The following is a 13,843-nucleotide window of genomic DNA, read 5'->3' on the forward strand; positions in this document are numbered from 1 at the left end:
CTCGTGAGGATACGGGCACAGGTCAGAAACCGAATATGGAAGTTCCATACTTGTTTCAGGTCCGCGTATATTGCGGGATTATGTTGGCCAGAAACCGGCCAACATAAGGTTCTCCAACGACAGCACTCGCATATAGTAGCGCAAGAGCGACTACCCTATCGAACATCTGGTTCTATTCAGTGAGCGGTCGCGCCTTCACTTGAGGAGCCACGCTCCAGCGCGGCTTTGGCGGCCGCAGCCTCTTCGGCTTCCTCGTCCCATTCAACGGGATCGGGCTTACCGACAAGCGCCTGATCCAGCACCTCGCGGACATGTGACACCGGAATGATGGTCAGCCCTACTTTCACGTTGTCGGGAATATCACGCAGGTCCTTCTCATTCTCTTCCGGAATGAAGACGGTTGTGATCCCTCCGCGCAGCGCAGCGAGCAGCTTTTCTTTCAGCCCACCAATCGCAAGTACATTCCCACGCAGTGTGACCTCGCCTGTCATGGCGATATCCTTGCGCACGGGGATCTGCGTCAGCACGGACACGATCGAAGTGACCATCGCCACACCCGCAGATGGACCGTCTTTCGGTGTCGCACCTTCCGGCACGTGCACGTGGATATCCAGTTTGTCGAAGCGCGGTGGCTTTACCCCGATCTCTGGCGCGATGGACCGCACATAGGATGACGCGGCGTCGATGGATTCCTTCATCACATCGCCGAGTTTACCCGTCGTTTTCATGCGACCCTTGCCTGGCAGGCGCAGCGCCTCGATGGACAGAAGATCACCGCCCACCTGTGTCCAGGCCAGCCCCGTGACGACGCCGACCTGATCGTCTTTTTCGGCCAGACCGTAGCGGAAGCGCCTGACGCCGAGATAGTCTTCCAGAAGATCGGGCGTGATTTCCACGCTCTTCACTTCCTTGCGCACGATCTTGGTCACCGCTTTGCGCGCCAGCTTGCTGATTTCGCGCTCCAGATTTCGCACACCGGCCTCGCGCGTGTAGTGCCGGATGATATCCGTCAGCGCCGCGTCAGTGACCGAGAACTCGCCCTTCTTCAGGCCATGATTCTTGATGGCCTTGTCGTTCAGGTGACGTTTGGCGATTTCCAGTTTCTCGTCTTCGGTGTAACCCGACAGCGGGATGATCTCCATCCGGTCCAAAAGCGGTCCCGGCATGTTGTAGCTGTTCGCGGTCGTCAGGAACATCACGTCGGACAGGTCGTATTCCACTTCGAGGTAGTGGTCCACGAAGGTCGAGTTCTGTTCCGGATCAAGCACTTCCAGCATCGCGGAAGCGGGATCTCCACGGAAGTCCTGCCCCATCTTGTCGATCTCGTCGAGCAGGATGAGCGGGTTCGTGGTTTTCGCCTTCTTCAGCGCCTGAATGATCTTGCCGGGCATCGACCCGATATAGGTCCGGCGGTGACCGCGGATCTCGGATTCATCGCGCACGCCACCGAGGCTGATACGAATGAATTCGCGCCCCGTCGCTTTCGCCACAGACTGACCCAGAGAGGTCTTACCGACACCCGGAGGGCCGACAAGGCACATGATCGGGCCTTTCAGCTTCTTGCTGCGCTGTTGAACCGCCAGGTATTCGACGATACGTTCCTTGACCTTTTCAAGGCTATAGTGATCATCGTCGAGTACCTTCTGCGCGCGGCCAAGGTCTTTCTTGACGCGAGACCGCGTGCCCCACGGGATAGACAGCATCCAGTCGAGATAGTTGCGCACCACCGTTGCCTCGGCCGACATCGGGCTCATGTTCTTGAGCTTCTTGATCTCGGCATCGGCCTTTTCGCGAGCTTCCTTGCTGAGCTTGGTGTTCTCGATTTTTTCTTCGAGTTCAGCCACTTCGTTCTGACCGTCCTCACCGTCGCCCAGTTCCTTCTGAATGGCTTTCATCTGCTCATTCAGATAATATTCGCGCTGTGTGCGCTCCATCTGGGATTTCACACGCGTTTTGATCTGTTTTTCCACCTGCAGAACGGACATCTCGCCCTGCATCAGAGCATAGACCTTTTCCAACCGCTCAGCGATATTGAGCGTTTCCAGAAGTTCCTGCTTCTTGTCGACTTCTACACCCAGATGACCGGCAACCAGATCGACCAATTTAGCCGGGTCGCGGGTTTCGGAAATCGCGGACAGGGCTTCTTCCGGAACATTTTTCTTGATCTTGGCGTAACGTTCGAACTCCTCAGCGACCGAACGCAACAACGCCTCGATCGCGGCCGGATCGCCGTCTTCTTCGGACACAAGCTCGGCAGAGGCCTCGAAAAAATCTTCATTATCGAGAAACTCGATGGTCTTGACGCGTGTGCGGCCTTCAACCAGCACCTTTACGGTGCCGTCTGGCAGCTTCAGAAGTTGCAGCACATTGGCCAGAACGCCCACGCGGTAGATACCGTCCGCATCGGGTTCATCGACGCTGGGATCGATCTGGCTGGCCAGCAGGATCTGCTTGTCATCCTGCATCACCTCTTCCAACGCTTTGACGGATTTTTCTCGCCCGACGAAGAGCGGCACGATCATATGGGGGAAGACCACGATGTCGCGCAGCGGCAGGACTGGGTAAGATGGGCTCAGTTGCTCTTCCATGTTCTTTCCTTATGGCAGCGGATCCCGGCCCCGATCATCGGCAGCGCTGGATCCTCTCCGGTCATGAAAACGATATGTGGGCGTCACGGCCCGCGCTTTCAACTAGAACCGGTATCGGTGTTGATACCAGCATCGCGCGAAGTCACAGCGGCGGCAAGTCGCCTTTTGCCCGTTCGGTGTGAAAATCGCGCTGGAACTGGTCGAAGCGGCCTTCTGAAATCGCATCACGCATCCGCGTCATCAGTTCCTGGTAATAGTGCAAATTATGCCAGGTCAGTAGCATAGAGCTGATGATCTCACCGGTGCGGAACACGTGATGCAGATAGGCGCGGCTGTAATTGCGACAGGCCGGACACGTGCAGTGTTCATCGATCGGACGCGGATCGTCTTGATGTCGAGCATTCTTGATATTGAGCGCGCCCCGACGCGTAAAAACCTGCCCAGTCCGGCCCGAGCGTGACGGCAAAACGCAGTCCATCATATCGATGCCGCGTGCGACCGCACCCACGATGTCATCGGGTTTGCCCACCCCCATCAGATAGCGTGGCTTGTCGGCAGGCAGCATGTCGGGCGCGTAGTCGAGCACCTCGAACATGGCCTCCTGTCCCTCTCCCACGGCCAGACCGCCGACCGCATATCCGTCAAACCCGATGGATTTCAGATTCTCCGCGCTTTCTTCACGCTGTTCCCGGAAAACGGAGCCCTGCTGGATACCGAACAGCGCATGCCCTGGACGATCCCCGAACGCATCACGCGACCGCTGCGCCCAACGCATCGACAGGCGCATCGATTCAAGCGCAACATCTTCTTCGGCTGGAAACGGCGTGCATTCATCGAAGCACATGACGATATCGGCCCCCAGAAGCCGCTGGATTTCCATCGACCGCTCCGGTGTCAGGTGGTGCTGAGACCCGTCGACATGGGATTTGAAGGTCACGCCCTTCTCGGTCAGCTTACGCAGGCTGGTGAGGCTCATCACCTGGAAGCCGCCGGAATCGGTCAGGATCGGGCGTTCCCAGTTCATGAAGTTGTGTAGCCCGCCGAGATTATCGATCCGCTCCGCCGTGGGTCGCAGCATCAGGTGATATGTGTTGCCCAGAAGAATATCCGCCCCGGTGGCGCGCACGTTCTCGGGCAGCATCGCCTTTACCGTTGCCGCAGTCCCGACGGGCATGAAAGCGGGCGTACGAATGTCTCCGCGTGTCGTTGAAATCACCCCGGTTCGGGCTTTTCCGTCCGTCGCCTGCAGGTCGAATTGGAATTGACGCGCCATCTAGTAAACTCCAAGTGCAACAAGGCACCGCTTTTATGCGTTTCGGGCACAGATAGCCAAGAGGATTCTCATATGGACGACAGACCATCCCCCGCAAGCGGCGCGTTCCGCCTTGGCTGGGAAGAATGGGTCAGCCTGCCCAAGCTTGGCCTTCCTGCGTTGAAAGCAAAGGTCGATACGGGTGCGCGTACCTCGGCACTGCACGCATTCGATATCGAACCTTTCGGGCCAGCGACCAAGCCCAAGGTACGATTCGCCATCCACCCGATTCCCGGGCGCGACGACGTCTCGATTCCCTGCTCGGCCACGGTTCTGGACCGGCGCGAGGTCACATCCTCGAACGGCGAGGCAGAGTTACGCTACGTCATCGGCACCGACCTTGAAGTCGGCGGGCGGCGTTGGCCGATCGAGATCACTCTGACAGACCGCGGATCGATGGCTTACCGGATGCTGCTGGGACGACAGGCGCTGGCCGAAGACATCGTGGTCAGCCCCGGCGACAGCTTCTGTCAGCCCATTCTGGATTACGAGGCCTATCATTCCGCGGAGGTAAAACATGTGGCGCCCGACCGGACATTGCGTGTCGCCGTGCTCAGCCGCGAGGCCAACAACTACTCGACCAAACGGCTGGTTCATGAAGGCGAAAAGCGCGGGCATGTGGTCGAAGTCATCGACACCACCCGCTGCTACATGGCGATCAACAAGCATGCGCCAGAGGTCCATTACGATGGCCGCCGCCTGCCCCGCTACGACGCGATCATCCCGCGGATCGGAGCATCGATCACACCCTATGGCACAGCGGTGATCCGCCAATTCGAAACGCTTGGCACCTATTGCGTGAACCCGTCCGAGGGGATTACCGCCAGTCGCGACAAGCTGCATGCCCATCAGGTTCTGGCACGCTACCGCATCGGGATGCCCGAGACGGCCTTCGCCGCGTCCCCCAAGGATACATCCAACCTGATCGGACTGGTCGGAGGTGCGCCGCTGATCGTGAAGCTGCTGGAAAGCACGCAGGGCAAGGGTGTCGTACTGGCCGAAACCAAAAAGGCTGCGGAATCGGTGATCACCGCTTTCCGCGGGCTGAAGGCCAACTTCCTCGTGCAGCACTTCGTCAAGGAAGCGGCCGGTGAAGATGTGCGCTGTCTGGTTATCGGCGGCAAGGTCGTGGCCGCGATGAAACGCACGGGAGCCGAGGGCGATTTCCGGTCCAACCTGCATCAGGGTGGAACGGCCGAAACCGTGCGTATCACCAAGGCTGAGCGCGAGGCAGCCACCCGCGCGGCCAAGGCCTTCCGGTTGGATCTTGCGGGTGTCGATCTGCTGCGCTCGGAAGAAGGCCCGAAGGTGTTGGAGGTCAATTCATCCCCCGGTCTGGAAGGGATCGAAGGCTCCAGCGGCAAGAACATCGCCGGATTGCTGTATGACGAGATCGAAAAGCGTGTCCGCCCGCGTCCGGCGCGCAGAAAGACCGCCACGCGCACAACATGACCGCGTCACTTTACGATCGGGGCCATCATCCCTATATTTGACTATGAAGTATAAAGAGATCTGACATGACCGCCACTGACACCAATCCAGACCAGCTTGAAGGCGCACCGCTGATCAAGTCGTCCAGCACCGGCCACCCGCTTTACGACAATGTGGTTGAGGCGTGCCGGACGGTCTACGACCCTGAAATCCCGGTCAATATCTACGATTTGGGGTTGGTCTACACGATAACGATCAACGACGAGGGCGACGTCGAGGTGCTGATGACCCTGACCGCGCCCGGATGTCCGGTGGCCGGTGAGATGCCCGGTTGGCTGGCCGAAGCGATTGAACCCCTGCCCGGCGTGAAAACGGTGAATGTGCAAATCACTTGGGATCCTCCCTGGGGGATGGAAATGATGTCAGACGAAGCCCGGCTTGAGCTCGGGTTCATGTGATCGGAGGGACGTGATGTTCGGTATTCCCGGAAAACAGGCCGTGACAATGACGCCTGCCGCAGCCAGGCAAATCTCGAAACTGATGACGAAGGACGACAGAAAGGGCCTACGGATCGGCGTCAAGAAAGGCGGCTGTGCAGGCATGGAATATACAATGGACTACGTGTCCGAAGTCGATCCGATGGACGAGGTCGTCGAACAGGATGGTGCACGGGTTATGATTGCGCCGATGGCACAGATGTTTCTGTTTGGAACGGAAATCGACTACGAGGTGTCGCTTCTGGAGGCCGGGTTCAAGTTCAAGAACCCGAACGTAACCGAAGCCTGCGGCTGCGGCGAATCCATCAAGTTTGACGATACGCTGTCCGCGTAACAGGCATCAGCAGGCCTATTTGACTTGACGCGCCGCTGCACGATTGTCACTCCATCACCTAGTTTAACGGAGGGCAGGCGATGCGGCGCAAACTGGCGGCTGGAAATTGGAAAATGAATGGCGGTTCGGCAGAGTTAACCGAAATACGTCATCTAACGGGTGTCCTGCCCGATTCCCCACCGGATATCCTGATCTGCCCGCCCGCAACGTTGATCGACCGAATGCGGTCCCAGATCGGCGATGCTCCGGTCGCGCTTGGCGGACAGGATTGTCACAATAAGAAATCGGGCGCGCATACGGGCGATATATCCGCCGCGATGTTGCGTGATGCCGGAGCGAGCTACGTGATCCTTGGTCATTCGGAACGACGGGCGGATCACGGAGAGACGGACGCGATCGTCAAAGCGAAAACAGAAGCCGCTTGGGCCGAGGGATTGACTGCGATCGTCTGCGTCGGCGAAACCGAGACGCAGCGCGATGCGGGCCAAGCCCTAGAGGTCGTCGGGGCGCAGCTCGCCGATTCCATTCCGGCCGATGCTACCGTCGAGAACCTGGTCGTGGCGTATGAACCTGTTTGGGCCATCGGCACGGGGCGCACACCCTCGCTTGAAGAAATCGCGCAGGTTCATGACTTCATGCGCGGCGCACTCGCTGCACGTTTCGGCGCGGATGCGGCTGGCGGTGTGAGGCTGCTTTATGGCGGCTCCGTCAAACCCGGCAACGCAACCGAGATATTTGCCGTTTCGAATGTCGATGGTGCGCTGGTTGGCGGCGCATCGCTGAAGGCATCCGATTTTGGCGCAATCATTGCGGCGCTGGCCTGATCACTCCTCGGGATCAGAGCGTTGGAAGCGATCTTCCTGTTCCACCGCGTTCAGAAGAAACAGCGACGCGAGCGCCTGCGACATCTTTTTGCCCTGAAAATGCGTGGTAAACAACGCCACAGCTTCTGAGCGGTTGGAAAAGACCTCATAGACGCGCCGTTGGACGAAGCGGATCAGGTCCGGTTTGTCCTTCTTGATCACCAGCGCGTAGGGTTCATAGGTGTAGCTGTCGAACTTGCGTTCCACCCCCGAGCAGCTGTTGTCCTCGGCAAGCCAGGCCTCCAGTTTACCGATGATGATGTCGCGATCACCGAAATAGGCACGTTCTATCCCGTAAGGATGCGCAATGCCATACGGGTAGGAGTAGGATCTGTATTCACCGGAACAGAACCATTTTATGGTTTCGGTATGGCTTGAAAACTCACAGAAGAAATACCGGTTCCTACTATAGCCTTCCTCTGTCTGATCAATCGAATAGGTCACGTCCTGATAGCAATTCGAAGGTGTTTCGTCATTGCACCCGTCTTCTGTTCCAGCCGTCGGCTTGACCTTGAACAAATCCGATTCGCAGGCGCGCTGCGCCGTTTCGATCGCGGTCGATCCGCGCACATAGCCCAGCATGACATCCCCACCTGGCCCCTGCGGCTGACGCCTTAGATATGACACGCCGGAAACGAACACGATTGGGGAAAACACGCCCAGATTGCGGCCATCTTCGGCCGAGAAACGCAATGTGACAGGGTCGCAAAGAAGATCAATGAAGGGAGCACGCGGTGGTGTCTCGAATGCGTTGAAGCGGTTCTCTGCTGTCACCTCCACGGCGTCCACGACATACCGGTCGGACGAAAACAACCGATAGCACAAATCGACCATGTATCCGCGAAACCGTTGCTGCCCCGATGATCCCTGGAGATAGGCGAACGGTTCTGCATCGGCCCGGAACCCGACCCGGACGACTTCCCGGTCCCCCGTCTCCTGCGCCAGCCCCGGTGTTGCGGCGAGCAAGCCGAAGGCAAGAAGCGCGAGCATTGCCGTCTTCTGTGCGCGCGGGCGAAATGGAATAGGTTCGGGTCTTGTCTGTGGAAGCTGGGCGCGCTCGTCAGGTGGTTCTTCCTTGGGCGCGTAGGGCGGGATCAGGAACCACGCAGACCCCAGCGCCAGGAAAGCATACACGAAGAAATCGATGCCGCCATAGATCGAGAAACAGGCCGAGCCAGGACCGGACATCGCCAGATTGCCGAGAAACTGGAATATCCCGGACGCGCCATTGCAGAAACCGAACCCGATCCAGATACCTAAATGCGCGGCCCATGCGAATACGATAAACAAGGCGTTGGCTATCCCGAAGCCGATCAGCCGCATACGTGAGCGATGCTTGCGGACCATCTTGGCATCCACGGCGATAACGACCATTACCACTTGAATGACTGAAATCAGTGCCTGCGACACGAAATAGGTCAGGAAGGGATATGGACCGCTGAGGTAGATTTCTCGGAACCGCTGTTCGGTCGATGAGATCAGCGCCGCCCAGAACATCGCCAAAAGTGCCAGAAGAATAGCAGCGGAAAGGACACCGATTGCCCCTACCCTGACGAGTTGCTGCATCATATCGCGGTCGAAATGCCGTAGGTCGATACGCTTCCATTCGTCGTTCTCCAGCATGTAATGCCGCACCCCCATCGCTACGAACAGAGGGAAGCAGAACTGGATTGCGGTCCGGGCGGTCTCCAGAATGGTTGTCAGGGTCACCGTGAGTGTCGTCTTGTCGACGTTGCCCAGAAGCGCGTGAATGCCCGTCGTCACACCGAGCGCATAGACCGCCGCTACCGGAATCATCGCCGTGAGTATCCAGTATTCCGGCCCTTCATCCATGAAGTCATCGGCAAAGGCATCACGGATCAACCTGCGCAGCTCGCGACTTTCGATTTGACTATAGGCGCGGTCGCGCTCCGCATAGACCACCAGGATTGAGGCCAATTCATCCCGCAGCTTCTCCATGCGTGCCGTGATGTCGTTCCAGTTGCGCTCCAGCCTTTTGCGGTGGAGCACCAGCCGATCCTCGTCGGCCATGCCGGAATTTGCATCCTCATCGGACTTTGGCGGCTTGGAATAGTCCTGCGCCAGAAGGTCTTCGAAATCCTGAAGCGCAATGAAGGCTTCTCCGGCTTCTTCCTGTTCCAGCCGACGCAAGGTGCTGCGCACCGTCGCGTTCGGCCAATAAGTGCGCTCGTCCTTTGACCAATCGAGAAGTTGCTGAAGCTGGAAACGCGTGCGAAACGCGCGTTGCTGTTCGGGTCCATGGGCGAGTTTTTCCAGCCATGCCGGTGCGTTCTCTATCCCCGGTGCTTGCCCTGACAACTCATCGAGCCCTTTCTTAAGCTTGTTGGTGCGATCGGCAATCTTGATCGGGATACCCGCGGATTTATGAGCCCAACTGCGCAAACGTCCCTCGACGACCTCAACGGGTTTCAGCATGGGCAGAAAACCGACCATCCCGAAGCTGATCAGCAGCGGCCATTGAGGGGAGTTGAAATCCAGCGAGCTCACATCCACCTGCAATCCCGCCGCAGGAAGGGAATTGAGCGTTTGCAGAATCAGTCGGCCGAACAGGGTCAGCGCGACATAGATCACCAGCAATGCCCCTGCATAACGCGCATAGGCACGTCGCATCAGATCGCCGCCGCGCAACTCCATGGGGGCCAGTTCGCGCAGCACCCGGTAATCGAACGACGCGGGATCGAATGACCGCTCGTTGAAGCGCCGGAATGCGAAAAAGATGATAATGCCCGCGCCCACGACAAAGGCGAAGAAAAAATCGCCGGTCAGCTCATACCCCATGAAGGGAATATTACGCGGTTGTCGAAGAGCGCCGTAATTCCACAGGGAGGTCATATAGCCGTCCGGCCAGACCTGAGAATAACTGTCCATCAGTGAACCCCTTACCGCAGGCGAACCCGCTGGAGGTCAGCACTTCTGGATCAGCGGGTTGCACGGATTGGCCGCCGGCACCTCTCGTGGCGCTACGAGGGTGAAAGCGGACAGAACCAGAAAAATTCCAAGCAAGATCAGCCTAGGCATAGCTTCCCCCTAAGTTAACGCAAGGTTAACATCAGACGGTGCCAAACTCAAGAATGACTTGACTAAACTGCCCGAGCACCGCGCCCGCCGGGAGCAAAGGAAACGGACGCGGTCTTGCTCGGATACTCGTTACCAACCTATACGATTCAGCACTTCTGGATTTCCGGGTTGCACGGATTGGCTTCAATCGGCTTTTCCGTTGGAACCGGGAACGACATATTTGAAAATGAGAATGCAATAAAAAGAAATGCGTAGCCAAGATGAGACATAGTGACCTCCATCAATATGCCGTAACGTAAATCTTGAGACGCGAACCCGCAATTCGGGGAATCCTTACCCCTACGAAAACACCCGCTACAACGGGCGGGTGTCTCTATAGCTCAACTGGACGAACTTACAGGCGCGAAGCCACGTTTTCCCAGTTTACCAACTTGTCGAGGAAGTTCGACAGATAGGCCGGACGCTTGTTGCGGAAGTCGATGTAGTAGCTGTGCTCCCACACGTCGCAGCCAAGAAGCGCAGTCTGACCGAAGCAGAGAGGGTTCACGCCGTTCTCGGTTTTGGTGACCTTCAGGCTGCCATCGGTGTCCTTGACCAGCCAGCACCAGCCGGACCCGAACTGCCCGGCACCTGCGGCCGCGAAATCTTCCTTGAACTTGTCGACCGAGCCGAAGGCCTCTGTAAGTGCGCTTTCCAGTTCACCGGGGATCTTGGTCTCTGCTGGACCCATCATTTCCCAGAACTGATTGTGGTTCCAGTACTGCGATGCGTTATTGAAGATACCGTTCTGGGCAACCGCATTGGGGTCATAGGTGCCCTTGATGATGTCTTCGACGGACTTGCCTTCCCACTCGGTGCCGGCAATCGCCTTGTTCCCATTGTCGACATACGCCTTGTGGTGGATGTCGTGGTGGTATTCCAGCGTTTCCTTCGACATGCCGAGATCTGCCAGCGCGTCATGGGCATAAGGAAGGTCAGGAAGTTCGAATGCCATTTTGGCCCCCTACGTTTCGGTGGAAATTACGCGGCTACTTGGAGCCTCTGTAGGCCCGAACGTCAAGGGCTGGCGCGCTGTTCCGCCATTTGCGGAGATTTTTTTTGATCCCGTCGCAAAAGTTTGACACCTTCGAGCTGTGCCGAGCCAATTCACCGCAGTCGATCTCTCTTTTGCCTGGCGACAGGAAAGGCTATCTGGCTGATATGAGTTTCTGGATTGTCACATTCGGGCTTGCCGCCCTTGCCGCCGCCCTGTTGATCGCCGTGCTGATCCGGCCGCGCGGTGACGTTGTTTCCCGCGCGGATCAGGATATCGCTATTTATCGTGACCAGTTGAAGGAATTGGACCGCGAGATTGCTGAAGGGCTTGTCACGCCGGAAAGCGCAGATCACACACGCGCCGAAATCAGCCGGCGTATCCTTGCTGCGGATGCGTCCCGCAAACAGAGCGGAAACGCCGAAGCACCAATCGCGGCAACTCGTGCGGCGGTTGCCACGACCGCGCTGGTTGTCGTTATCGGTACGGCGGGAACGTATTTCTGGCTGGGTGCACCGGGTTATGGGGACCTGCCGCGCGGCATGCGAATGGAACTGAGCCAGGAGATGCGCGAAAACCGCCCGTCCCAATCCGAGGCAGAGGCACAGATCCCCGATCACTTTCGTATCAACGCGGAACCCGACCCGGAGCATGTCGCCTTGGTCGAGCGGCTACGCAACACCATGTCCCGACGCCCGGACGATCCCGAGGGCTGGGCACTGCTTGCGCAAAACGAAGCCGCGCTCGGCAATTACCGTGCGGCCTATCAAGCGCAGGCGCAGTTGATCGAACTTCTTGGGGATGACGCGACCGCCGCCGATTTCAGCGATCAGGCAGAAATGCTGGTACTGGCTGCAGGCGGCTACGTGTCACCCGAAGCAGAACGTGCGCTTTCACAGGCGCTGGAACGTGATCCTCACTCAGGACCCGCGCGGTACTTTCTGGGGCTGCTACATCAGCAAACAGGCCGCCCTGATCTGGCCTTCCGGACCTGGAACACCTTGTTGCAGTCTTCAGATCCAAACGCACCGTGGGTGGCGTCGATCCGATCCCAGATCGAAGATACAGCTGCCCGTGCCGGTATCCGGTTCCAATTGCAAGACGCACCCGCAACCCCTGCCCTGCGCGGCCCCTCCTCCGAAGAGATGCAGGCCGCAGGTGATATGACCCCCGAAGATCGCCAAACGATGATCGAAGGCATGGTCGGCGGCTTGGCCGACCGTTTGGCCAATAATGGTGGAACACCCGAGGAATGGGCGCAGCTGTTGCGCGCCTTGGGGATTTTGGATCGCCAGGATGAAGCGCAAGACATTTGGGCCGAGGCACAGCAGGTGTTCGCGGGCGATTCCACCGCCCTGACAATATTGAAAGACGCAGCCACCGCCGCAGGGGTCAGCCAATGATCGTCGAAACCATCGAAGAATTCGCAGAACAGATCCCCGCCTCCTCTGCATTGGCTGGGCTTGATCTGGGCACCAAGACCATTGGCGTGGCGGTCAGCGACGGGATGCAATCGGTTGCGTCGCCGCTCAGCACGATAAAGCGGTCCAAGTTCACACTCGATGCAGACGCGCTGGTACAGATATTGGAGGTCAGACAGATCGCCGGTTTGGTCCTTGGTTTGCCCCGCAATATGGACGGAAGCGAGGGACCGCGATGCCAGTCAACCCGCGCCTTCGCACGCAATCTGGACCGGATCATCAACCGCCCAATCACATTCTGGGACGAACGGCTTTCAACCGTAGCGGCAGAGCGGGCATTACTTGAAGCCGACACATCCCGCAGCAAGCGCAGCGCCGTGATCGATCATGTGGCTGCGGGTTACATCCTGCAAGGTGCGCTCGACCGACTGCGCTACCTGCGGGTGAACGACTAACGTCTGTCAGCCAAACACGGCGCCCCTAAGCATGTTCAGCGCGACGATTCCGAGAAACACGGCAAAGATGCGCCGCAGCGGTTTTGGATCCAGACGATGCGCCAGGCTCGCCCCCATAGGCGCGGTAATCAATGTCATTGAAATCACAAGAATCAGGGCCGCGACATTCACCGCCCCGACCGTGAATGGTGGCCGCACATCAGCCGGAATATCCAAGGTCAAAAAGGCCAGTACCGATGGCACGGCGATCGACAAGCCAAAGCCCGATGCGGTGGCGACCGCGCGATGAATCGGAATGCCGTGAAGTGTCATCAGCGGCACACCGAACGACCCGCCGCCAATGCCCATCAGCACCGACAGAACCCCGATGACCGGTGACAGCGATAACCGTGCTGCCAGCCCCGGCATTTCATCGCCCAAGCGCCAGTCAATTTTGCCAAATGCCATGTAAAGTCCGATTAGGAAGGCAAGCGCGCCAAAAAGGAACTGGAGGAACTGTGAGGAAAGCTCTGATGCCAGCCAGACACCGCAAAGCGCGCCGAACATGATCCCGGGTGTCCACCCACGCAGAACTTCCCAGCGCACAGCCCCCTTTCGTGCATGAGCCTGAAGTGACCGCGCCGAGGTAACGATGATCGTTGCCAGCGACGTCGCCAGACAGATTTGCATCAGCCAGGGCGACTCGTATCCCAGATGTGCGAATATGTAGAAGAAGCTAGGCACCAGCACGATGCCGCCACCGACACCAAGCAGTCCCGCGAGAAGCCCCGCAAACAAGCCGACGGCCATGAGGATTGCAGCGAAGGGAAGCAGCGTCATCAAATCCGGCATGTCGAATTCCTTCTGTTCTGGCGTCGCTTACAGAAGGAA

Annotated in this window: 11 protein-coding genes; 6 read left to right on the plus strand and 5 right to left on the minus strand. The window is 58.2% G+C overall.

Going from position 1 to position 13,843, the window contains the following annotated elements; translation table 11 throughout:
• Positions 1–176: 176 nt before the first annotated feature.
• The gene (gene lon, locus FPZ52_RS05535) at positions 177–2,588 is read right to left on the minus strand and encodes an endopeptidase La (RefSeq protein ID WP_146364484.1); all 2,412 of its coding nucleotides are present in this window, start codon (positions 2,586–2,588) and stop codon (positions 177–179) included.
• A 142-nt stretch (positions 2,589–2,730) separates the two neighbouring features.
• Entirely contained in the window at positions 2,731–3,861 is a 1,131-nt protein-coding gene (gene tgt / locus FPZ52_RS05540; RefSeq protein ID WP_146364486.1) for a tRNA guanosine(34) transglycosylase Tgt, read from the minus strand.
• Between the two features lie 72 nt (positions 3,862–3,933).
• On the opposite strand from tgt, the gene rimK reads away from it, so the two are divergent.
• The 4 genes from rimK (at position 3,934) to tpiA (ending at position 6,986) form a co-directional block, all read left to right on the plus strand.
• Positions 3,934–5,352 carry a 30S ribosomal protein S6--L-glutamate ligase gene (rimK, locus tag FPZ52_RS05545; protein WP_146364488.1) on the plus strand — a complete coding sequence of 473 codons (1,419 nt, stop codon included), beginning with the start codon at positions 3,934–3,936 and terminating at the stop codon, positions 5,350–5,352.
• 65 nt (positions 5,353–5,417) lie between these two features.
• Positions 5,418–5,789: an SUF system Fe-S cluster assembly protein gene (locus FPZ52_RS05550; RefSeq protein WP_146364490.1), complete on the plus strand. Its 372-nt coding sequence runs from the start codon at positions 5,418–5,420 to the stop codon at positions 5,787–5,789.
• Between the two features lie 13 nt (positions 5,790–5,802).
• On the plus strand, positions 5,803–6,162 hold the full coding sequence (locus FPZ52_RS05555; protein ID WP_146364492.1) for a HesB/IscA family protein: 360 nt from the start codon (positions 5,803–5,805) through the stop codon (positions 6,160–6,162).
• 80 nt (positions 6,163–6,242) lie between these two features.
• Positions 6,243–6,986, plus strand: coding sequence for a triose-phosphate isomerase (gene tpiA / locus FPZ52_RS05560; protein ID WP_146364494.1), 744 nt, complete (start codon positions 6,243–6,245; stop codon positions 6,984–6,986).
• Here tpiA and FPZ52_RS05565 read toward each other — a convergent pair whose 3' ends face one another.
• On the minus strand, positions 6,987–9,914 hold the full coding sequence (locus tag FPZ52_RS05565) for a type 2 periplasmic-binding domain-containing protein (protein WP_146364496.1): 2,928 nt from the start codon (positions 9,912–9,914) through the stop codon (positions 6,987–6,989).
• 544 nt (positions 9,915–10,458) lie between these two features.
• Entirely contained in the window at positions 10,459–11,058 is a 600-nt protein-coding gene (locus FPZ52_RS05570) for a superoxide dismutase (RefSeq protein ID WP_146364498.1), read from the minus strand.
• Positions 11,059–11,162: 104 nt separating this feature from the next.
• On the opposite strand from FPZ52_RS05570, the gene ccmI reads away from it, so the two are divergent.
• Both ccmI and ruvX read left to right on the plus strand, forming a co-directional pair.
• On the plus strand, positions 11,163–12,500 hold the full coding sequence (ccmI, locus tag FPZ52_RS05575) for a c-type cytochrome biogenesis protein CcmI (protein WP_240804410.1): 1,338 nt from the start codon (positions 11,163–11,165) through the stop codon (positions 12,498–12,500).
• Positions 12,497–12,973 carry a Holliday junction resolvase RuvX gene (ruvX, locus tag FPZ52_RS05580; protein ID WP_146364500.1) on the plus strand — a complete coding sequence of 159 codons (477 nt, stop codon included), beginning with the start codon at positions 12,497–12,499 and terminating at the stop codon, positions 12,971–12,973. Before ccmI ends, ruvX begins: the two co-directional genes overlap by 4 nt.
• Positions 12,974–12,979: 6 nt before the next feature.
• Here the strand turns inward: ruvX and FPZ52_RS05585 are convergent, their stop codons facing one another.
• Positions 12,980–13,804 (minus strand): sulfite exporter TauE/SafE family protein, encoded by an 825-nt coding sequence (locus FPZ52_RS05585; RefSeq protein ID WP_146364502.1) that lies wholly within the window; start codon positions 13,802–13,804, stop codon positions 12,980–12,982.
• Positions 13,805–13,843: the final 39 nt, after the last annotated feature.

Origin of the sequence: Qingshengfaniella alkalisoli, assembly GCF_007855645.1 — a bacterium.
GTDB classification, from domain to species: Bacteria; Pseudomonadota; Alphaproteobacteria; order Rhodobacterales; family Rhodobacteraceae; genus Qingshengfaniella; species Qingshengfaniella alkalisoli.

Coding starts and splice junctions, on each gene's coding strand:
- lon (WP_146364484.1), bottom strand. CDS start 2,588: ATGGAAGAGCAACTGAGCCCATCTTACCCAGTCCTGCCGCTGCGCGAC.
- tgt (WP_146364486.1), bottom strand. CDS start 3,861: ATGGCGCGTCAATTCCAATTCGACCTGCAGGCGACGGACGGAAAAGCC.
- rimK (WP_146364488.1), top strand. CDS start 3,934: ATGGACGACAGACCATCCCCCGCAAGCGGCGCGTTCCGCCTTGGCTGG.
- FPZ52_RS05550 (WP_146364490.1), top strand. CDS start 5,418: ATGACCGCCACTGACACCAATCCAGACCAGCTTGAAGGCGCACCGCTG.
- FPZ52_RS05555 (WP_146364492.1), top strand. CDS start 5,803: ATGTTCGGTATTCCCGGAAAACAGGCCGTGACAATGACGCCTGCCGCA.
- tpiA (WP_146364494.1), top strand. CDS start 6,243: ATGCGGCGCAAACTGGCGGCTGGAAATTGGAAAATGAATGGCGGTTCG.
- FPZ52_RS05565 (WP_146364496.1), bottom strand. CDS start 9,914: ATGGACAGTTATTCTCAGGTCTGGCCGGACGGCTATATGACCTCCCTG.
- FPZ52_RS05570 (WP_146364498.1), bottom strand. CDS start 11,058: ATGGCATTCGAACTTCCTGACCTTCCTTATGCCCATGACGCGCTGGCA.
- ruvX (WP_146364500.1), top strand. CDS start 12,497: ATGATCGTCGAAACCATCGAAGAATTCGCAGAACAGATCCCCGCCTCC.
- FPZ52_RS05585 (WP_146364502.1), bottom strand. CDS start 13,804: ATGCCGGATTTGATGACGCTGCTTCCCTTCGCTGCAATCCTCATGGCC.